The organism is Arthrobacter sp. UCD-GKA, assembly GCF_001863355.1.
Lineage (GTDB): Bacteria > Actinomycetota > Actinomycetes > Actinomycetales > Micrococcaceae > Paeniglutamicibacter.
On sequence record NZ_MOLR01000008.1, the window covers coordinates 402910 to 423496 of the forward strand.

Annotated in this window: 13 protein-coding genes, 2 pseudogenes and 1 riboswitch; of the genes and pseudogenes, 7 read left to right on the forward strand and 8 right to left on the reverse strand. The window is 64.2% G+C overall.

Annotation, left to right across the window (positions count from 1 at the left end; all coding sequences use genetic code 11):
• Positions 1 to 10 precede the first annotated feature (10 nt).
• The 3 genes from BLJ79_RS15890 to BLJ79_RS15900 are packed head-to-tail and all read left to right on the forward strand — an operon-like array spanning position 11 to position 5150.
• Complete coding sequence (locus BLJ79_RS15890) at positions 11 to 2062, forward strand: hydantoinase/oxoprolinase family protein (RefSeq protein ID WP_071215703.1); 2052 nt, start codon at positions 11 to 13, stop codon at positions 2060 to 2062.
• A 2-nt stretch (positions 2063 to 2064) separates the two neighbouring features.
• Positions 2065 to 3741 carry a hydantoinase B/oxoprolinase family protein gene (locus BLJ79_RS15895; protein WP_071215704.1) on the forward strand — a complete coding sequence of 559 codons (1677 nt, stop codon included), beginning with the start codon at positions 2065 to 2067 and terminating at the stop codon, positions 3739 to 3741.
• Complete coding sequence (locus BLJ79_RS15900; RefSeq protein WP_071215705.1) at positions 3738 to 5150, forward strand: NAD(P)/FAD-dependent oxidoreductase; 1413 nt, start codon at positions 3738 to 3740, stop codon at positions 5148 to 5150. The genes BLJ79_RS15895 and BLJ79_RS15900 overlap by 4 nt, the downstream gene beginning before the upstream one ends.
• A 292-nt stretch (positions 5151 to 5442) precedes the next feature.
• Here BLJ79_RS15900 and BLJ79_RS15905 read toward each other — a convergent pair whose 3' ends face one another.
• Together BLJ79_RS15905 and BLJ79_RS23400 are read right to left on the reverse strand one after the other, a co-directional pair.
• Entirely contained in the window at positions 5443 to 6222 is a 780-nt protein-coding gene (locus BLJ79_RS15905; RefSeq protein WP_071215706.1) for a type 1 glutamine amidotransferase domain-containing protein, read from the reverse strand.
• Positions 6223 to 6550: 328 nt separating this feature from the next.
• Entirely contained in the window at positions 6551 to 6697 is a 147-nt protein-coding gene (locus BLJ79_RS23400) for a hypothetical protein (RefSeq protein ID WP_175475500.1), read from the reverse strand.
• Between the two features lie 434 nt (positions 6698 to 7131).
• A riboswitch (cyclic di-AMP (ydaO/yuaA leader) is annotated at positions 7132 to 7305 on the forward strand.
• An 87-nt stretch (positions 7306 to 7392) separates the two neighbouring features.
• Between BLJ79_RS23400 and BLJ79_RS15910 the strand changes: the two genes are divergently transcribed.
• Entirely contained in the window at positions 7393 to 8346 is a 954-nt protein-coding gene (locus BLJ79_RS15910) for a M23 family metallopeptidase (protein WP_286135458.1), read from the forward strand.
• A 69-nt stretch (positions 8347 to 8415) separates the two neighbouring features.
• Here BLJ79_RS15910 and BLJ79_RS22520 read toward each other — a convergent pair.
• Together BLJ79_RS22520 and BLJ79_RS15915 are read right to left on the reverse strand one after the other, a co-directional pair.
• Positions 8416 to 8589: pseudogene (locus BLJ79_RS22520) on the reverse strand (amino acid permease C-terminal domain-containing protein); the annotation flags it as partial.
• A 157-nt stretch (positions 8590 to 8746) separates the two neighbouring features.
• Complete coding sequence (locus BLJ79_RS15915) at positions 8747 to 11089, reverse strand: coiled-coil domain-containing protein (RefSeq protein ID WP_071215708.1); 2343 nt, start codon at positions 11087 to 11089, stop codon at positions 8747 to 8749.
• A 333-nt stretch (positions 11090 to 11422) separates the two neighbouring features.
• Between BLJ79_RS15915 and BLJ79_RS15920 the strand changes: the two genes are divergently transcribed.
• Positions 11423 to 12556, forward strand: a complete 1134-nt coding sequence (locus BLJ79_RS15920) for a glutamate--cysteine ligase (protein ID WP_498685639.1) — start codon at positions 11423 to 11425, stop codon at positions 12554 to 12556.
• A 230-nt stretch (positions 12557 to 12786) separates the two neighbouring features.
• The gene (locus tag BLJ79_RS15925; RefSeq protein WP_175475501.1) at positions 12787 to 13866 is read left to right on the forward strand and encodes a PDDEXK family nuclease; all 1080 of its coding nucleotides are present in this window, start codon (positions 12787 to 12789) and stop codon (positions 13864 to 13866) included.
• Between the two features lie 424 nt (positions 13867 to 14290).
• Here BLJ79_RS15925 and BLJ79_RS15930 read toward each other — a convergent pair.
• Positions 14291 to 14851, reverse strand: a pseudogene (locus tag BLJ79_RS15930) (APC family permease); the annotation flags it as partial.
• Between the two features lie 965 nt (positions 14852 to 15816).
• Positions 15817 to 17280, reverse strand: coding sequence for an amino acid permease (locus BLJ79_RS15935; protein WP_071215711.1), 1464 nt, complete (start codon positions 17278 to 17280; stop codon positions 15817 to 15819).
• Positions 17281 to 17580: 300 nt separating this feature from the next.
• Here BLJ79_RS15935 and BLJ79_RS15940 point away from each other — a divergent pair, with 300 nt between their 5' ends.
• Positions 17581 to 17925: a VOC family protein gene (locus BLJ79_RS15940; protein WP_071215712.1), complete on the forward strand. Its 345-nt coding sequence runs from the start codon at positions 17581 to 17583 to the stop codon at positions 17923 to 17925.
• Between the two features lie 474 nt (positions 17926 to 18399).
• Here the strand turns inward: BLJ79_RS15940 and BLJ79_RS15945 are convergent, their stop codons facing one another.
• Complete coding sequence (locus BLJ79_RS15945) at positions 18400 to 19455, reverse strand: NAD(P)-dependent alcohol dehydrogenase (protein ID WP_071215713.1); 1056 nt, start codon at positions 19453 to 19455, stop codon at positions 18400 to 18402.
• A gap of 102 nt (positions 19456 to 19557) precedes the next feature.
• On the reverse strand, positions 19558 to 20373 hold the full coding sequence (locus BLJ79_RS15950) for a DUF4386 domain-containing protein (RefSeq protein WP_071215714.1): 816 nt from the start codon (positions 20371 to 20373) through the stop codon (positions 19558 to 19560).
• Positions 20374 to 20587: the final 214 nt, after the last annotated feature.

The following is a 20587-nucleotide window of genomic DNA, read 5'->3' on the forward strand; positions in this document are numbered from 1 at the left end:
AAGGAACACCATGACTTCGCTCGCCCAATGGATCGTCAGCATCGACGCCGGCGGAACATTCACGGACGCCATTGCCCATGCCAACGACGGCCGAACGCTGGTCACCAAGACGGCCTCAACCCCGGATGACCCGTCCCGCGGACTGACCAACGCCGTTGCCGAACTCGCCGCCCAGGGCATGGACCTGAACGAGGTCAAACTGGTCTGCCACGGCACCACCGTGGCCACCAACGCCACACTGACCGGAAACCTGGCACGCATCGCACTGATCACCACCCGCGGTTTTCGGGATGTCATGGCGTACCGCCAGGGCAGCCGCCCGCAGGTCTACAGCCTGAAACCGGAACGCCCCAACGAACTGGTCGAACGGCACGCGCGCTTCGAAGTCAACGAACGCATCGCAAGCAATGGCTCGGTGGTGACCGCCCTGCAGCAGGAGGACATCGACGCCGTGCTGGAGAAGATCGCGGCCCTGGAACCCGAAGCCATCGCCGTCAGCCTCCTCTTTAGCTACCTAAACCCGGTCCACGAGGACATGCTGCTGGCGGCCCTCGAAAAGCGCTTCCCGGACACCCCTATCACCATCTCGAGCCAGGTGGCCCGCGAGTTCCGCGAATACCCGCGCACCGCCACCACGGTCATCAATGCGGCTCTTCGTCCCGTGGTCGGGGCCTACCTCGAGCGGGCCGCCGGATCACTGGCCGCCGGCGGGGTCCTGGCACCGTTCCAGGTCATGCAGTCCAACGGCGGCTGCGTCCCGGCCGGGCGCGCCGCCGGCCAGGCGCACCGCCTGATCCTGTCCGGACCCGCCGGGGGAGTCTCCGGTCTGTTGCGCGGCGCCGCCGAGCACGGGTTGCCCAACGTCATCAGTCTCGACATGGGCGGAACAAGCGTCGATGTGTGCCTGGTGCGGGGTTCGCTGGCCCCGTACACGAGCATGCAGGTAGTCCAGGACCACACGCTGATCGCCCCGACGGTGGACATCCACACCATCGGCGCCGGCGGTGGATCGATCGCCTGGGTGGACCGCACCAAGCGCCTGCGCGTGGGTCCGCAGTCGGCCAAGGCCGTCCCGGGGCCGGCAAGCTACGGCCGCGGCGGCACCGAGGCAACGCTGACCGACGCGCACGTGGTGCTGGGAACGCTGGGGTCCGGCGCGCTGGCCGGGGACCTGCGACTCGACTACGCCGCGGCCGAAAAGGCCGTGCGGGAGATCGGCGAGCAGCTGGGCATGGGTGTCATCGAGGCCGCGGAGGCCATCCTGGCGATCGCCATGGCCCACATGGTTCGGGCCGTCCGCAAGGTCAGCGTCGAGCGCGGCCTGGATCCGCGCGAATTCTCGCTCTTCCCCTTCGGCGGGGCAGGACCGCTGCACGCCGGCCTGCTGCTGCGCCACCTGGGGCTGTCCAGCGTCGTGGTTCCCCACCAGCCGGGACTCTATTCCGCCGACGGCCTGTTGGCAGCGGGCCTGCGTATCGACGACTCGCAGACCGTGCTGCGCCCCTTCGGTGCGGACGCCCTCCCGCCCGTTTCCCGGTGGCTTGTCGAACGCCGGGACGAGCTGGTCCGGCAGGTCATCGAGGACGGCGCGGCCGCCGGCAGCGTGCGGACCTCGGTCACCGTCGACTGCCGCTACCTGGGACAGGGCTACGAGCTCAGCGTGCCGCTTGACGGCGCTTCGGTGGAGGACCTGGAGCTGATCGCCGAGCGGTTCCACCCGCTGCACCGCGAGCTCTACGGGCACAGCTCGGAGCGCGAAACCGTGGAAATCGTCACGGTGCGCCTGGCCGTCACCGGAGGCTTCGACCGCGTGGCGCAGCCGGCCCGAGCCGCCGGCACCACGGGACCCGCGGATGCCGCCATCGTCGGCCGTCGCACCGTCCACCTGCCCGGCACCGGTGAAACCACCACCGCCATCTACGACCGCACCAAACTCCAGCCGGGCAACACGCTGGCCGGACCAGCCATCGTCCAGCAGATGGACGCGACCACCGTCCTGCTGGGCGGGCAGACTGGCCGCGTCACGGCCAACGGAGACATCATCATCACGGAGGACAACTAGCCATGACCACACTGACCGAGCACACCGCCACCGCCCTCGAACCGGAGGTGGACACCGTGACCTTCGAGGTGCTTTCCTCCGCGCTGACCTCCATCGCCGAGGAAATGGGCGTCGTCCTCAAGCGCTCCAGCTACAGCCCGATCATCCGCGACATGGACGACTTCTCCTGTGCCCTGTTCACCGCCGACGGCGACCTGGTCGCCCAGGCCGATTACATCCCCGCACAGCTTGGCGCCATGTCCCTGGTGGTCAAGGCCATCATCGAGCGCTGGGACGGACACATCAGCGACGGCGACGCCTTCATCTGCAACCACCCGTTCCTCGGCGCCATGCACCTTCCGGACGTCAACGTGGTGACCCCGATCTACGTTGAGGGGATCCTTTCGGGATGGAGCGGCACAGCCGCCCACCACATCGACGTCGGCGGCGTGAACCCGGGCAGCGAGGGCCCCGAACTGGAAGACATCTTCGCCGAGGGCCTGATCCTGCCGCCGGTCCGCTTGTCCATCGCAGGGGTCGAGAACCCCGACGTCATCTCGATCATCACCGACAACATCCGCGACCCGCTGAGCACCGTCAGCGACCTGCGCGCCCAGCGCGCCGCCTGTGTGCTGGGATACCAGCGACTGAACGAACTTGCCGGGCAGTACGGCCTGGACGTGGTCGGCTCCGTGATGCGCCGAAACCTCGACGTGGTCGAGCTCGCGGTCCGCAACGCCCTGCTGGATCTGCCCGACGGCGAGGGCGAGGCCGAGGGCTTCCTCGACGACGACGGCCTCGACGGCCCGCCCACCCGTATCCATGCCAAGGTCAGCAAGGTCGGCGACACCCTTCACCTCGACCTCTCCGGCTCCAGCGCCCAGGTCCGTGGCGCCATGAACGTGCCCTGGGCCAGCGCCCGCGCCGGCATCGTCTATGCGGTGCGGGCCGTGGTCGCCCCCGACCTGGGGTCCAACGACGGACTGCTGCGCGCCGTGGAAATCAACGCCCCGCTGGGCTCGGTGCTCAACCCGATGGCCCCGGCGGCCGTGTCGATCCGCCACAATACCTGCCAGCGCTTTGCCGACACGTTGATCCGTGCGCTGACCGACATGTGGCCCGAGGCCGCCGTGGGCAGCAGCACCGTCAGCTTCTTCTGCATGAACGTGGGCAGCACCTCCCCGGTCACCGGACGTCCGGCCGTCATGGCCGACGTGGTGGGCGGCGGCACCGGCGCCACCGGCGAGGGCGACGGACTCGATGGGGTGGACACCTACATGTCCAACGTGGGCGTGATGCCGGCCGAGGTCGTGGAAACGAACTACCGCATCCGGATCCTGCGCAACGAATTCGTTCCCGGCTCCCAGGGAACCGGCAGGTTCAACGGCGGCCTGGGGCTGCGCCGGGAATACGAGATCCTTGAGCACCCGCAGCGGGCCACCTTCTACGCGGAACAAACCAAGGCGGGATTTGCCCCGGAGGGCGCCTCCGGGGGAAGCTCCGGCCAGCCGACCAAAATCACGCTCATCTCCCCGGACGGCACCGAAACCATGGTGAAAACCAAGACCTCCACCACGCTGCAGCCCGGCACCATCGTGCGCGTCGAGACCGCAGGCGGCGGCGGCTTCGGGCCGGCAGCGGAGCGCAGCGAGTCGGCGCGCGAGTCGGACGAGCGCAATGGATTGGTGGTCTTCCCATGACCGGCACGAACATGACCGGCAGCGCGGTCGAGGACGCGCTGGCCGGCGCCGTGAACTCCGCGGTGTGGTTCGACGGATTCGAACGCAAACCCGCCGACGTCCTCGTCGGCAGCCACGAATGCGACCTGCTCATCGTCGGGGCCGGCTTCGGGGGTCTCTGGGCGGCTATGCGTGCCCGGGCACGCCACCCGGACTGGTCGATCACCGTCGTGGATGCACAGGAAATCGGCCGCGCGGCCTCCGGACGCAACGGAGGGTTCGTGTCCTACAGCGTGACCCACGGCCTGGCCAACGCCCTGGCACGATGGCCCAAGGAAGCCAGCCATCTCGAACGCCTGGGTTTGGAGAACCTGCAGGGGTTCGCCGACGACCTCCGGACCGCCTGCATCGACGGGGGCTTCCGCGCGGCGGGCAAGCTCCAGGTTGCCACGGCACCGCACCAACTGGAGGAACTCGCTGCGTCGGTGTCCAAGGCCAAGGAATATGGTCGGCCGCTGGAATTGCTCGATGCGGAACAAACCCGGGCCCGCATCGATTCGCCGACGTTCATCGGCGGTGTATTGGATCCGGTGGGTACCTGCCTGGTGGAGCCGTACAAGTTGGCGATGGAGATGCGCGACGCGCTGGCCCGGCAGGGGGTGGTGTTCTTCGAACACACGCCGGCGCAGAAACTAGAGGCCGACGGAGCGGGGATGCGCGTGCGCACCCCGGCCGGGAACATCGTGGCAGGCAAGGTCGTGCTGGCCACCAGCGCGTTCCCCGCGCTGCTGCTCCGCAACAGGATGACCACGGTGCCGGTCTACGACTACGCCCTGGCCACCGAGCCGCTGACCGACGGGCAATTCGAGTCGATCGGCTGGCGCTCGCGTGAGGGGTTGACCGACTCCGCGAACCAGTTCCACTATTCGCGGGTGACCGAGGACGGGAGGATCCTCTGGGGCGGCTACGACGCGATCTACCACTACGGCCGGCGCATCTCCACCGAGTTGGAGAACCGCCCCGGGACTTTCCGGAAACTCGCGGAGCAGTTCTTCGAGACCTTCCCGCAGCTCGAGGTGTCTTTCAGCCATGCCTGGGGCGGAGTCATCGATACCTCGACCCGGTTCAGCGCGGAGTACGGAACCGCTTTCGGGAAGCGCGTCGCCTATGTCCTGGGGCATACGGGGCTTGGCATGGGGGCGAGCCGTTTTGCCGCCGACACCATGTTGGACCTGCTTGATGGCCTGGATACGGAGCGGACCAGGCTTGACATGGTGAGGCGTCGGGCGGTCCCGTTTCCGCCCGAACCGGTGTGCGCGGCGGGGATCAACCTTACCCGGTACGAGCTTGCCCGTTCGGACCGGAACGAGGGTCGGCGTGGGCTCTGGCTCAAGGCCATGGACGCGTTGGGGCTGGGATTCGATTCCTGACCTCCCGGATTTCCCATCGGCCGGAGGCTTCCCCGGGAGCTGCTGCCTGCGCGGGTCAGGAAGTCCGTGCGCTGGATCGGTTCGTGCCGCAGGACAGCGAAGCCCCGCCCGTGATGCTGGACGACCAATGGGCGGTCCAATGACGGAACTTTGATTGGGAATCATGGGCTTGGGGCGTAGGCGCGGTATCGACGGCTAACGCACTCGGAGCGGCGACGCTCGGTGATGTTCGAAACGACGACCCGCGGCCGCCCCTCTTGGGGCGGTCGCAAGTCTCAGTGCTCCAGCGGCATCAGTGCTCGGTGTGCGCCTCGGCCGCCTTCTTGGCAGCCTTTTCGGCGTCCTTCTCGGCGCGAAGTGCCGCGGCCTCGTCGTGTTCCTCGACCTTCTCCTGGTGGATGACCTCGGCCAGTAGCTTCTCCATTTCCTTGGCCACGCGGGCCGCGGACGCGGGGTTCTGGCCGGTCACCAGTCGTTCGTCCACCACGACGTTCTCCGTGAAGTTCTCCGCCGGCACGTGGGTGGCGCCCTGCTCCTCGAGCCGGTCCGCCAGGAGGAACGGGACGACCTTCTCCTTACCCACGGCAACTTCCTCCTCGTTGGTGAAGGCAGCAACCCTCCGGCCCTCGACGAGTCGGAACCCGTTGTCCAGTTCCACGTTCACCAGGCCTGCAGGTCCGTGGCAGACCGCGCCGACCACGCCGCCCTTGTCGTAGACGCTGGCCACCAGGTTCTGCAGGCCTTCGCTGTCGGGGAAGTCCCACATGGCGCCGTGGCCTCCCACGAGGTACACGGCGTCGTATTGTTCGGGGTCAACCACGGCGACGCGGGCGGTGTTGTATAGGCCGGCGCGCGTGGTTTCGTCTTCGGTGAAGGCGACCTGGATGGGATCTTCAGGGTCCACTGTGTCGCGCGGGGGCTGGCCTCCCTGGATGGAGGCGAAGTCGACGAAATGCCCGGAATCCTTGAAGACCTTCCAGGGGTGTGCGGCCTCGGCCACGTTGTAGCCGGTCTTCTCTCCCGTATCGGCGATCTCGGAAACGCTGGTCAGAACCATGAGGATTTTCTTCATGTAGTGCTCCTTTCGTCCACTTCCCACCCTAGGCGAGCACCCGAGACCTGCCTACCCCCATGTGCGGTCTACCATCCTGAATTTCGCAGTTGCGAACGGTGAGCACCAACGGCGTTCAATGGTCGGGTTCCTAGCTCCAGGATGTCGCGTTGGGCCATCGGCTTGGGGACGGGCCCCGACAGAGCCGCCCCCAAGAGAAGCCCTGTCATGCGGAATAGCGACCAACCTTCATGAAGGAAATGGCCGCACTTTGCTGTTTCGTGACACTTCAGGTTTCCCAGCGCCCACAGAAGGACCCTGACGCGTTGACGCACGCGTCAGGGTCCTTCTAAATGAGGTACGAGCGTGCCTTGGATCCCAAACCGATGGGCCGGCCGGTGATGTTCGTGTCCAGCAACGGGGGATGCCCGCTTGCCATGGTGATTCCGTTGAGAAGGGATCCCGAGTCCTGGAAGGTGTTGCGGATCTTTGACATATGAAGCCGGTGCCTCACCCACAGGCGTTGGGAACGTGGCGAACCACGGGTGGCGATTCTAGCCGGTTGGCCAACGCGGACGGGAGCAGCCGCACCGGTGCAGACCCGGGCTGACAGTCTCCTTGATCACGTTTACGCTGGCGTCCCGGGAGAGCGCCGGGCCCAAATCATCCAGTTGGAACTGGAGCCGCCGGTGCAGCTCGACGATGTTGGCTTCTGCCCGGGGTCCTAGTCACCCCAAAGAGGGCCGGTGGGACCTCCTGGTGCGGGTGCGGGGATCGAGGACGCATTGGGGCTTCCGACCGCCGGCGGCACCCACGTGTTTGTCAGGCGCATGGATTGATAACGGAATTGTAACTTTTACTTGAACCTCGTAGGGTTTTACATCTGGTTGCACTCGCGCAACCCAGTCCCGATCCGGATCGCACAACCCTACCGGCGGATCGCGGAACAAGAATTCCCGGTAGGGGCGGAGGACCCATTCAACCGTTCCTGGTCTTGGACCATGGATCTCGGGGTGAAGCTGAGTCCGCCTGGCGGGCTCGGCCGAGTTGATCTCATGACTCGAATCCGACAGCTAACTTCGCAGGCGACACATGAGAGGTAATCATTTGACCCAGCAGCAAAATTCCGGGCGCCGCCGCGCGTCCAGCCCTGTTGATGCTTCGCCTGCCGACGGTTCCCTGGAGCAGATCGTGGACACCGCAATGAATGGCGAAAGCACTTCCCGGCGCCCCGGCCGACGCGCATCAAGCGCGGTCCCGGACTCCCTCGAGAATCCTGAAACCCGGAACTACGGTGGCCGCCGCTTTGTGGCCAGCCCGCGCTACGCAGCCTCCACGGAGGCGGTATCCATCGCCGCCACCGAAATTCCTGCCGCGCCTGTTGCGCGGCCGCTCTCGCTGGCGACGCCCGCCGAAGGCGACAAGCTGGACAACGTCCTGAAGTCCGCACCCCGGACCCGGCGCCCTCGTCTTGGGTTTGCGCACAAGCTCGCCGCGGTAGCCGCCGTGACCGGCCTGGCCTTCGCTGCCGCCCCCGCGCAGGAAGCCGATGAAGTTGCCGCGGCTCCACAGCGCGTCTCCCAAACGTCTGTCGCAGACGTCAAGGCTCCGGCCCACGACAAGCTCACGGTCGATCGCGCGTCGGTGACCAGCAAGTACGTCAAGGCAGTCAAGCCGGCACCCGTCACCACCGCTGCCGCCGGCAAGGTCGCGACGAAAGCCAAGCCAGCGCCCGCCACCACCGCCGACACCGGAAAAGTCACCAAGCTCTCCCAGCCGGTGGACAGCATCCGCCTGACCTCCCGCTTCGGTTTCCGCCAGAACCCGACGGGCCCCGGCTACATGAACCACAATGGCCTGGATTACGCGGTGCCCACGGGAACCCCGGTCAAGGCCGCCGCCGCCGGGACCGCCGTCCAGGCCGAGTGGGCCGGACACTCCGGTTTCCGTGTGAAGATCGACCACGGCAACGGGTTGGAGACCAGCTACAACCACAACTCGGCACTGAAGGTGTCCGTGGGCCAGAAGGTCGAGCGCGGCGAGACCGTCTCCCTTGCGGGCAGTACGGGCAATTCCACCGGGCCACACTTGCACCTCGAGGTCATCGTCAACGGCGAGTGGGTCAACCCCGAGGGCTGGCTCTAACGGCAATTGTCGCCGTTCCCTCTCCGGAACGCAGCTAATGCACGCCCCTTGTATTCCGCGGTCCCTGCATCAATTGACTCCTACGTTTCCCCGTGCGGCAGCACCACGCGCTCGTTGTGCCGGGGGGCTGTCCGGGTTCATGAGCGAGTGCTTGCGTCCGTAGGTGAAGTAGATGGCCAGGTCGACCAGCAGCCAGATGGCGAACCTCAGCCAGGTTTCCCAGTGCAGCTGCAGCATCAGGAACCTGGGAGAGCATTCCTGCCGGGCCATCGAAACCTGTCATGGTCAGCCCTGCCGAGCACGCAGGAAGGAACCGGCCATTGCGGCCGATCCCTTCCCGTCCATCCACACCGTTCACGCGGTGGCGACTCCCGGCAGGGCGCACCTATCGGGAGCCCGATCAGGCGACGCAGCCCCCGAGCGCTATCTGCCCGTCGACGGCCCGGATCTGGTTCTGCACCGTGCCGAGCTGATCCTGCAGGCCGATGACGGTCTTCTTCTGCGCTGCGATGGCGTCCTTGTTTGCGCCCTTCTTCGCCTGAAGCGTGCTGAGCTCCGCCTGGGCGTTCGTCACCTGGACGTCGAGCTTGGTCAGCTGTGCTTGCAGGTCTTTCAACTGGTTTTCGGTGGCGCTGATTTCGCCGTTGAGCCCGTTCAGCTGCGCCAAGAGCGGAGCCACCCTAGTCTGGAGGTCGAGAACTTCAGCTTCCTTCGTGGCGATCTGGCCGTTGAGCCCGGTGAGGTTCGCCACCAGCTTGTCCATGTCGCCATTGAGGGCCGCGATCTCGCCTTGCTTCTCGGCCACCGCGGCGTTGGCGTCGGGTACCGCCTTCGCGAGGGCCGGCAACTGGTCCTGCAGGTCCTGGAGCTCGCCGGCCTTCTTGTCGACGGCGGACTGCGCGGCAGCGCTGGCGGCAGTGGCATCGGCCAGATCGCCTTTCAGCCCGTCGAGGACAAGCTTTTGCGCGGCAATCGCCTCCTGGCTGGCGGCAAGGTCCTCGGTCAGCGTCGGCAGTGCTGCTTCGAGGTCCGCCAGGACCTGCTGCTGCGCGGTGAAGGCTGCCCCGGCGTCGGCCGCGGCTGCCTCAAGCGTGTGCAGCTCGCCCTGCAGCGCGGCGATTTCGCCTTGCTTGGTGGTGACGGCACCGTTGGCTGCGGTGACGGCCGCCTGGAGGGCGGGGATCTGGTTCTTGAGTGCGGCGATCTCGGCTTCCTTCGTCGAGACGGCGTTGTTGGCGGCGGTCAGGGAGGCCTGGAGCGGCGCCGCCTGCTGCTGCAGGGCGCTGCTCTCCTGCTGCTTGGACTGGAGTTGGGAATTGAGGGTGTTGACCGCGTTTTGGAGCGTGGTCAGGTCTCCCTGGTACCCGGCGATCGTGGCGTTCTTGCTGAGGATCTGGGCGTCTACTGCGGCCAACTCGTCCTGCTTGGCCTTCCGCAGTGCCTGCAGGCGCGTCTTCTCGGGGCTGTTGCCCTTGATGTCCGAGATCTGCTTGGTGAGATCCGTGATCTCGGCTTCCAGCTTGGTCTTGCCGGCGGCCAGCGCCGCGAGCTCTTGCTGCGCCGTCGCAAGCTGGGCCTGCTTGGCCGTGATGTCGGCGTTCTTCGCGGTGACCTGCTGCTGAAGTGCCGCGATTTCCACCGTCACTGTTGCGAGCTTGTCGCTGTTGGCCTTGACCGCCGCGGCAGCGCCGTCGGCAGCGGAGCGCAGGGTGTCGAGTTCCGCCTGCGCAGTGGCGATCGCCGTGTTCTTGGCCGCGAGTGTTTCGGCGGCGTCCAGCGCTGTCGTCTGCAGCGAGGTCAGTCCGTCCTTGGCTGCGGAGATCGCGGCGTTCTTGGCAGCGACAGCGGCCGCGGCATCGCCTGCACGTCGCTGGACGTCGGCCAGCGTCGATTTGGCGTCGCCGATCTTGGCCAGCTGGGCGTCGACTTCCGCCTGGGCGGCGGTTCCCGCCGCCTCAAGGTCCTGCAGTTCGGCCTCGGCGTCGCCGACGGCCTGTTGTGCGCCGCCAACGGCGGCCGCGGCAGCTTCTGCCGTGTCGGACAGTTCCGTCAGCTCGCGCCCCGCCTGGGCGATCTCGGTGTTTTTCCCCGCAAGCGCTTCTGCTGCCGCGGTTGCGGCGGCCTCGAGTGCTGCTCGTTCGACCTCCGCGGCGCTGATCTGGGCTTTTTTCTCAACGATCCGGGCCTCGACGTCATCGGCGCTCCGCTGCAACTGCGCGGCGGCCTCCTTGGCCAGCGCTTCCGCTTCCTGCAGCGGTGCCAGCTGGTTTTCGGTGCTCAGCTTTTGCGCCTGCAGCTCCTCGAGCGCGCCTTGCGCGGCGAGAACGGCGTCGTTGGTGGTGGCTTGCTCGGCCTGCACTGCTGCGAGGTTATCACCGGCAGTCTTGAGCTGCGCATCAAGTTCCAGGCCCTTTGCGTCCAGCGCCGCAATGGCTGAATCGGTTTCGGCGATCTGGGCCGTCAGGCTGTCGGCGTTGGCCTGCAACTGCGTGCGCTCGCCCTGGAGCCGGGTGATGATGTCGGCATTCTTCTTGGAAGCCGCCTTGAGCAGGTTCTCTTGCACGGAACCGCGGTGGGCCAACTGGTTCACCACACCCGTGCAGATGCCGGCGGCCGTGCCGCTGGAGCCTGGGGCCGCTGTTGCTTGTGGAGCGAACAGCAGCATGCTGGTCAGGATGCCGGGCACGACGATGGCGGCGGCCAGACGGCGCGTGAAGGCAGAGTGATTCGACGGATTGAGCATTGGTCCCCCCAAGGACAATGAAAATGCGGCCACGGTGGCCGAATCGATAGTGCACACTCTAGGCGGCCGAATCCGTGGTGTCGAGCCTTGGCGCGGACGAAAATCATCGGGCGAGTCGTCCTACCCGGTTCTTGGTTCCTGCTACCTGTTTTACCACCGGGTGCTTAGTTTTGGTGGAGGGACTATTTGTCTTGGACATGGAGTATTTCATCGTCCAGGCGCCGGACCCGCGACGGCTTGTCGTCCAGGCATCCAGGGGTGGAATCCGCTGTCGATTTAATGGTCCACACTTAGCAGGTGCGTACCTTTGGTGTTGAAGAAGAATTCCTGATAGTGGACCCCGTCAACGGCGTCCCCTTGCCCCTGTCCGCGGAGGTGATGGGCCTCCACGGTGATAGCTCGCGGGCGACAGGAGCTTCTGCCCGGCAGATGCTCTCCGCAGAGCTGCACCAGGAACAACTCGAGGTCATCACGCACCCGCACGGCAGCCTGGCCGGTCTCGCCGAGGAGATCCTTGACGGGCGCGCCTATGCCGACGCGCTCGCCCGRAAGGCGGGCGCGCGGATCGTCGCCCTGGCCACCTCTCCGCTGGCGGTCTCGCCCCATCCCACCAGGAACGAACGCTACGACGCCCTGGTGGAAAAGTATGCCCTGACGGCGCGCGAGCAGCTGACGTGCGGACTCCATGTCCACGTGTCCGTCGACTCGGACGAGGAGGGCGTAGCCGTGCTGGATCGCATCCGGTCCTGGCTGCCCTCGCTCATGGCGTTGAGCTCGAATTCACCGTTCTGGAACGGCCAGGACAGCGGCTACGCCAGTTTCCGCACGCAGGCCTGGAACCGGTGGTCCTCCGCCGGTCCGATGGAGGTCTTCGGGTCGGCGCGGGCCTACCACGCGCTGGTGGCGGTCATATCAGCGACCGGGGTGGTCATCAACCCGGACTTTGACGCCCGTCTCTCCGCCCGGCACCCCACCGTGGAGATCAGGGTGTCCGATGTCTGCCTTGATCCCAGGGACACCGTCCTGATCGCAGCGCTGGTGCGGGCCTTGGTGGAGACCGCCGCCCGGGAGTGGAAAGCGGGAGTGGAACCGGACAGGGTTCCGGCCATCGTCCTGCGCCAAGGTGTCTGGATGGCCAGCCGGTGGGGTATCCGCGGCGAACTGCTCCACCCCGCAACCCACAGGCCGGACACCGCAGAACACGTCATTTCCGCCCTCCACGACCACGTGCGGGACGCCCTGGTCGAGTCCGGGGACGAGGCCTATGTCGAGGAAGGCCTTACAAGGGTCCTTGGCAACGGAACAGGCGCCGACCGGCAGCGGCAATCCTACGAACAAAACGGGCGACTGGCAGACGTCGTCACCGACGCCATCGGCTTGACCCACCGGGAACCGGTCGATCACCACTCCTCGGGGAATGGTTCACCGAGTTGGACATGGAGGCCGTTGGCCGAGGCCGTGGCTTAGCCGCCAAAGGAATTTGACGGTCGCGCAAATCGAAGGTGAGACCCGATGAGCTGGTCATGAGGGTTTCGTTGCAGATGGTGAAAGCCGGAGTTCTCCGCGKTGACTTTCACATTCAACTCACAGTGAGGTATTGACCAGTAAGTTCCAGATTGAGATGTTTGGGGGGAAGGAGCGATAAGAACGTTTACCGGGTTTCCTGGATCGTATGTTCTGAGGACGTGAATGCAGTCATGAGTGGAATATTGATTCGTCAGGATGATGGAACGTGGCTTGAACCGTCTGATAATGGTTATGCCTTGGAATCTGAGCTGCAGGAGATCCTAGCCGCTCACCCGGAGCTCATTCCGGGGGTTAGTGCGGCCGCGAAAACGTGCCGTGAGTTCCCGTCTGATGCTGGTCCCGCTGACATTGTCGTTGTGGACTCGTTGGGAGAGCTAACGCTGGTCGAATGCAAGTTGGCCTCCAATCCCCAAATCAGGCGAGAAGTCGTCGGGCAAATGTTCGATTATGCGGCTCACCTGTGGAAGATGGATGTCGATGACTTTGCCTCAAAATGGCGGACTCGCACTTCCCAGCCTCTGATCTTAGATGAAGAGTTCGGGGGAATCTCGATGAGAGAGTCATTGGCACGGAATCTTGCGGACGGAAGGTTTCGCATCGTCCTCGCTATTGACATCATCAACCCTGCGATGAAGAGGATGATCGAGTATCTCAACTCTATCGCCGGCTCGGGGACCTCGGTAATCGCAGTTGAATATTCTCGACTAAGACAAGGTTCAATCGAGATACTTATTCCACATGTGTATGGGCAAGAGCTAGCCGAAGCCAAGTCCGCCCCGAACAGCAGGGACATGATTGACTGGGATGAAGACACATACCGCTCATGGCTGGAAGAACATGACAGCAGGAATCTTGAACGGTTCAATTTCTTTCTCACAGCCGCCCTTGCGGCAGGCTTATCGTATAGAGGTTCCACCGCGGTGCGCCCCGCGGGAAGCCTGCCTCTATTCGACAAAAGAAACCACAGGTTAGGCACAGTGTCTTTCTTTTACTTCACGGGTCAGGGAACATCAGTGGAGTTCAACCTCGCTCGAATGTCAAAAATGTCTGACGAGGAATCCCCGGACGCTGTCTCGCGGGATTCGTTTCTCCGCCAGTTGAACGAAATCCCAGCGCTTCGGGAAGTAGCTTCAAACCTTAGATCCAGCAGATTTGCGAGCCGCAAGCCGAATGTACCGTTATCCACTCTCTCGCAAGACGCTATCCAGAAGACGGTTGACGCTCTGTGCTCACTTGCCAACTCTCGATAGGATGGCAGGCGCGGGCTGACGCTCTGGAGGGGAGAAGGCGTCCTGGCAGGTAGGCCTCGACGCCCGGGGTAATAATCCTTGCCAACCGCCGATTAGGACGTCGTTCGGGCTGCTGCCCCAATCCGAACCTTTTGCCATGAACGCGTTGACCGGCGATCTGAGCTCGTGGACGAATGTGATTCCTAGACTAATCCCGCACCATGGCGAATGCGAATCAACGAGTATTTTAAGCTTTCCATCTAATCGAGCTTCAAGCAACTAAGAAGTCAACTTGTTCGCAGGGATCAGGAAGTCGTCCAAAATCACCAATCGGCATATAGCAAGGGACTACATCTTCTACATGGCGATCGAGCCTATGATGCATCAACTCGATCTTGCCCAACAGGGAGTGCCGTTATTGAAACTAAGGCTGTACAACGCTCGTCAGGCAGACCACAAACCTCAGCCAGGTTTCCCAGTGCAGCTGCAGCATCAGGAACCCTGAGGCCAGCATGCCGAATGCGGGGACCACCGGCATGAAGGGCAGCCGGAAGGTCCGCGGGGCCTCGGGCCTCTTATAGCGGAAGATGATCACGGACCGGCAGACCACCACGAAGGCGGCCAGGATGCCGATGTTGGTCAGGTCCGCGACGGCCTTGATGGGGAAGACTCCCGCCAGCAACGCGGAGGCGATGCCGGCGATCCAGGTGACCCTTTGGGGTGTTCCGTGGCGGTCGGTCTTGGAGAACCAGCCCGGAAGCAGTCCGTCGCGGCTCATGGAGAACCAGACCCGGGTCACGCCCAGCAGGAAGGTGAGCATCACGGTGAGGATGGACAGGACCGCGAACACGGAAATGATCGTGGCGATCACCGAAAGCCCCACGCCGTTGAAGGCGGAGGCGAATCCGGCGGTGGGGTCGATGTCCCGGTAGTTCTGCATGCCGGTCAGCACCAGGGTCGCGGCGACGTAGAGGAGCATGGCGATGACCAGCGCGAAGAAGATGGCGTTACCGCGAGGTGGGGTGGGAAGGACGCCGGAGGCAAAACCATGCTTCGAGGGATACGAAGCAACTGTGCGCCGATTGGTGTTTCTGCATGCATCTCGAATGTTGATTGAGATTCCCTAGTTCCTTACACAGAATGCCGGGGAATTTGTTTGCGCTCAACATGTTTAGGCGCAGTGGCTTCCGCAGACGGCATCGCATCCTTTCCGGTGTGACGCTAGCCAACAAACGTACGTTTCACTGGGTGGGCCTCAATGCACCATTACCCGTTTCCTGCCAGAACCCGGGAGTGCCATATGCTGGCCTGTCGATGATGGGGGCTCTCACACTGGATTACAAGCGCATTGGTCGGGGTGCTTTGCTGGCCAACCCTTTCGAATAGGCCGTGTCCATGTCAATACGCGTGCCAATCGACTATTGATTTCACATGAGCCCGGACAGATGCTGGACGCATGCGGTGAGGCTACTAGACATCGAGCTGACCGCTTCATACCAATGGGGGTGGACTATCTTAAACATAGATCAGGAGTCATTCAAGGGCCTTGAAGATCTGAAGAACAAACTGCAACCGAAAACGTTGAGCCAACCGCCGGCTGAGCGCCAAAATTCGGTAGCAGATGATTACAGCCCATATTATGACGAGCAGCTAAGGCAATATAATTCTCTCCTGTCGGAGATACGTAGCCTTAGGGCAAGAATTCGTCACGGTGGCGACGAAGGCCAGCTCTATCGGCTGTATCTCCAACGGGCAGATCTCCAGCATCATGTCAACTCCTTCAACGCTAACTACAGGTATTCACGTCCTGAAAGAGTTCAAAAACTGAACGAGATGATGCGCAAACTACCTGCACCTCAGTTTCCCACGTCGGGGAGCGTCCACTCTTACCCTGCAGGATTTCATAACTAGAGGACGCATCGAAGCCACAGATCCTTCGTTTACCGAAGACTTAGTTCACCAGGCCAAGGATCAAGATTCCGAGTGCGGCAGCACCACGCGCTCGTCGTGCCGGGGGCTGTCCGGGTTCATGAGCGAGTGCTTGCGTCCGTAGGTGAAGTAGATGGTCAGGCCGATCACCAGCCAGACGACGAAGCGGAGCCAGGTTTCCCAGTGCAGCTGCAGCATCAGGAACCCGGAGGCCAACATGCCGAAGGCGGGGACCACGGGCATGAAGGGGAGCCGGAAGGTCCGCGGGGCTTCGGGCCTCTTGTAGCGGAAGATGATCACCGACAGGCAGACCACCACGAAAGCGGCCAGGATGCCGATGTTGGTCAGGTCGGCGACGGCCTTGATCGGGAAGACTCCCGCCAGCAGTGCGGAGGCGATGCCGGCGATCCAGGTGACCCTTTGGGGAGTTCCGTGGCGGTCGGTTTTGGAGAACCAGCCCGGGAGCAGCCCGTCGCGGCTCATGGAGAACCAGACGCGGGTGACACCCAGCAGGAAGGTGAGCATCACGGTGAGGATGGACAGGACCGCGAACACGGAGATGATCGTGGCAATGACTCCGAGCCCCACGCCGTTGAACGCGGAGGCGAAGCCGGCGGTCGGGTCGATGTCCCGGTAGTTCTGCATGCCGGTCAGCACCAGGGTGGCCGCGACGTAGAGGAGCATGGCGATGACCAGGGAGAAGATGATGGCCTTGGGCATGTGCTTCTTGCCGTCGGTGGATTCCTCGGCGGCGGTGCTCATGGCGTCGTAGCCGAAGACCGCGAAGAACACCGTTGCGGCTCCGGCCATGACCGGGCCGAATCCGCTGGGCATGAACGGGTTGTAGTTGCCGGTGTCGATGTAGAAGACGCCCAGGCCGATGATGAAAAGGATCAGCACGACCTTGATGGCGACGGCCACCAGTTCGAAGCGGCCGAAGGCCTTGGTGCCGCGGGAGAGGATCCAAGTCACCAGGACGCAGACGGCGATGGCGGGGATGTTGATGATGCCGCCGCGTCCCTCGTCGGCGGTGGAGGCGGCCCAGGCGGGCATGTTGAGCCCGATGCCGGCGAGGAAGGCGGAGAAGTAGCCGGAGATGCCGATGGCCACCACCGCGACGATGGCGATGTATTCCAGGAGCAGGTCCCAGCCGATGAACCAGCCGATGATTTCCCCGAGGGCCACGTAGCCGTAGGTGTAGGCGGAGCCTGCGCGGGGGATCATGCCGGCGAACTCGGCGTAGGAGAGGGCCGCCGCCGCCGATGCCAGGCCGGCGATCAGGAAGGAGATCAGGACCGCGGGCCCGACGCCGGGTTCGGTGCCGCTGCCGTGGGCCACCAGGCCGGCAAGGGAGAAGATGCCGACACCGATGATGCCGCCAACACCAATTGCGGTCAGCTGCCACAGCCCGAGGGACTTGTGCAGGCCGCTGTGCTTGTTCTCTTCCTCGATCTCGTCGATGGGCTTTCGCCGCATGATGGACTGCGATTTGTCTTTGCCGTTCATGAGGGACTCCTGCCTTGACGTGTCCAGCATTTCGGCCGCCCGTGACGCAAGCGGTCTCGTCAATCCAGTATGGGATTCCGACCGTCAATTCTGAAGACCCGGATGCCAGGGGGAGCGGCGGACATGGAGCTGCGAAAGGCCTGGGCCAGCCACCACCAACACTTACAAACGGTTCACTACAGATCGTAGGGAGCGCTGAATCAATGGCCGGTGATTCTGAAAACTCCCGAATCCTTGTCGTTCGTTTCCGGGGGGCGGGCGTCAAGCCAAAACACGTCTTTGACGGCTAGCCATGAAGACATGGCGTATACATTCCATGTGACATTCGATTGCCACGACCTAGGGGTCATGACCCGATTCTGGGCCATCGAGCAGGGCATCCCGCCGGAGGGCTGGCACGGGACCCTGGTGGATCCGGGCGGAACCGGGCCGCGGCTGTTCTTCCAGCCCGTCCCGGAACCGAAGATGGCGAAGAACCGTGTCCACCTCGACATTGTGGTCGCCGGTGCCTCGAGCGCGCAGCGAGACGAACAGATCGAGGCACACGTGCCGCGGTGCATCGAAGCCGGAGCCACGGTGCTCTCCCGGAGCGCGGACTTCGTCGTTATGGCCGATCCCGAGGGCAATGAACTCTGCATCCAGTGATATCGGAAACGACATAAAAACGACTATTTCACGGGTGTGCGGTTTGCCCTCGCTCGATCGGATGAACCCCGCTACGCCAAGCCCCCGGTCGGCACCGTCCCTCGAGTTGGACAGCGGCCGGCAGGGGCCATAGAGATCCGCGCCAGGCAATAGCTCGATCCGCGCTGCGAGGTCGTAAGTGCCGTCGGCGGGTGGCTCGACCGATCGGATAGTCATCGATCTGAACCATGCCGCCGCCGCACGGCAACCAAGCGAGACCGTCAGTATCGCCGGCAACTGAGGGCTCTGCGAAGCCGCCGCACGGCAACCAAGCGAGACCGTCAGTATCGCCGGCAACTGAGGGCTCTGCGAAAAGGCCGAAGGCACCCGCGTGATGGAGGGGGTGCCTTCGGTTGTTCGGGAGGTCAGGCGACCGGCACTGTGCTCTTGTTGGCCAGACGGATGCGCTGCCGTCACCGGTTGCCATGGCCTCACCTAAATGGTGTGTGTACCGCTGGCGGTGGGCGCCGCAGGGAGAACTTCCGCCGCGGCCACGGGGGCCGGCTGCTCGCCGGGAGCCGTCAGGGAGATGACGACGCTGCCCTTTTTGTGCCCTGTTTCGACCCGGGCGTGCGCGGATGCAGCTTCGGTCAGGCTGTAGGTTTGGTCGATGACCGGGAGGTAGTGTCCCGCCGCCGCCAGGTTGCCCATGAACTTCACATCACTGGCCATGGCCGCGGGCTTCCGAAGTCCGGTGAACATGATGCCTGCCTTGGTCTTGCCGAAGAGGGCGGTCCACGGCGTCCACATCAGGATCGGTATGGAGGGCACGGTGGTCAGGTAGATACCTGCTGGTTTCAGGAGCTTCCGGCAGCGTGTGTAGGAGCTCTTGCCGACCGCATCAAAGACCACGTCGTATTCCTGACCGGCCTCCGTGAAGTCCTCCGCTGTGTAGTCGATGACGTGGTCGGCGCCGAGGGATCTCACCAGGTCAAGGTTCGCGGTGCTGCAGACGGCGGTGACAATTGCCCCGAAGTGCTTGGCGAGCTGGACGGCCGCGGTTCCGACCGCGCCGGAGGCGCCGTTGATCAGAATGGACTGTCCTGCCTTCAGGTCGGCGGCGTCCCTGAGGAAGGGCAGCGCCGTGAGAGCGCCGTCAAGGTTGGCGACGGCGTCCGTCCACGACAGGCAGGCGGGCTTCACCGCGACGATGCCGTCCTGAGGTGTCGTGACGTACTGGGCATGGGCGCCAAGGGTGGGTCCAAGCGATCCCATGACCTGATCGCCCACGCGGTACTTGGTCACGGCGCTGCCCACCGCGTGGACTTCACCGGCGAAGCTGGTCCCCAGGATGGGAAAGCGCGGCCGTGTCAGGCCGAAGTAGAGCCGTGCGAAGAAGTCCTCGCCGCTGCGTGCAGTGGATTCCGCCCCTGAGACGACCGTTGCATGGTTGCGGACCAGGATTTCCTGGCTTTTCGGGACGGGGGCGGGGAGTTCTTCGATGTGGATGACCGATGGTTCGCCGTAGGTGCGGCTGGTGATTGCCTGCATGCTCTTCTCCTGGGGTGGGGTGGGGCCGATTTTCAGTTGAAGGTGCCGGGACGACCCGGGGCCCTGGACCGGCGGGCATGTCCTGTCGATCCTCGGTGGGGACTACGGTCCGGTCGACGGCCGGGTCGTCGCGCTTTGACTCGGGGCGGGGGCCGGTGCCGCTTCCCCGGCGGGTATCTGGGCCAGGGGGCGCGCAGAGCGTACGCCCACGGTGAGCAGGTACAGGACCATCCAGATCTCTGCGGTGGCCGGCACGATACCCAGGTAGCCGTGGATCTGGCCAGCGAGCCCGGGGAGCAGGAACGCCACGACGACGTCAACCAGGTAGCTGACCGTGGCCAGCATCAGCATGATGCCCAGTGCCTTGGGAAACAGCCGGGACTTGCACGCCAGGTACCCCAACGGCGCAAGCCACAGGCCGAAGAAGACCTGGGCGGCAAGAACGGTGAAGTGCTGGATTTCCAGCATGAGCAGCACGAGCGCGCTGGAGCCTGCTGGCCCGAACGCGGTCGCGTAGGAASCATCCGTGGCGACCAGCATCGCTGAGAACGTGAAGACTGCGCTGATGGAGATGATGCCGGCGGCGACAAAAACCGGCACCACCATGAGGCGGGCCGCATGCCTGCCAACGTGCCTGAGCAACAGGTGGAGCGTCACGGCGGTGAGCAGGAAGAACACCGCATCCGTGAGGTGGGCGATGACGCCCAGGCGCAGGAGCCCCTCGTGGGCCACTACGTTTGCGGAGGTGGCGGCCGCATCACCGGCAACATGCAGGAAGGGATCGACGAAGCCCTCGGAGAAGCCTCCCGTGATCCCCACGACGAGGTAGAAGAGGCCCGCGATCCTTGCCAGCCGCTTGGGTGAGGCCGGCGCAACCCCCGGGGGTTGCTCAAGGAATAGTCCGTCTGGGGATTTCATGGCGTTCCTTTCGGGTCGTGAACGTGAACGACGCCACGCTATGCGTACAATGTATATGTAAGTGCGTACAAAGTACACGGGAGGGTCAAGGGTATCTTTGACTCTCGACAGAACGGGGGAGTGCCAATGGCCGCAACGGCGATGAAGCCTGAGGATCCACGTCCGGCTCTGAGCCGGCAGCGTGTGGTGCATGCGGCGATTGGGCGTGCAGATT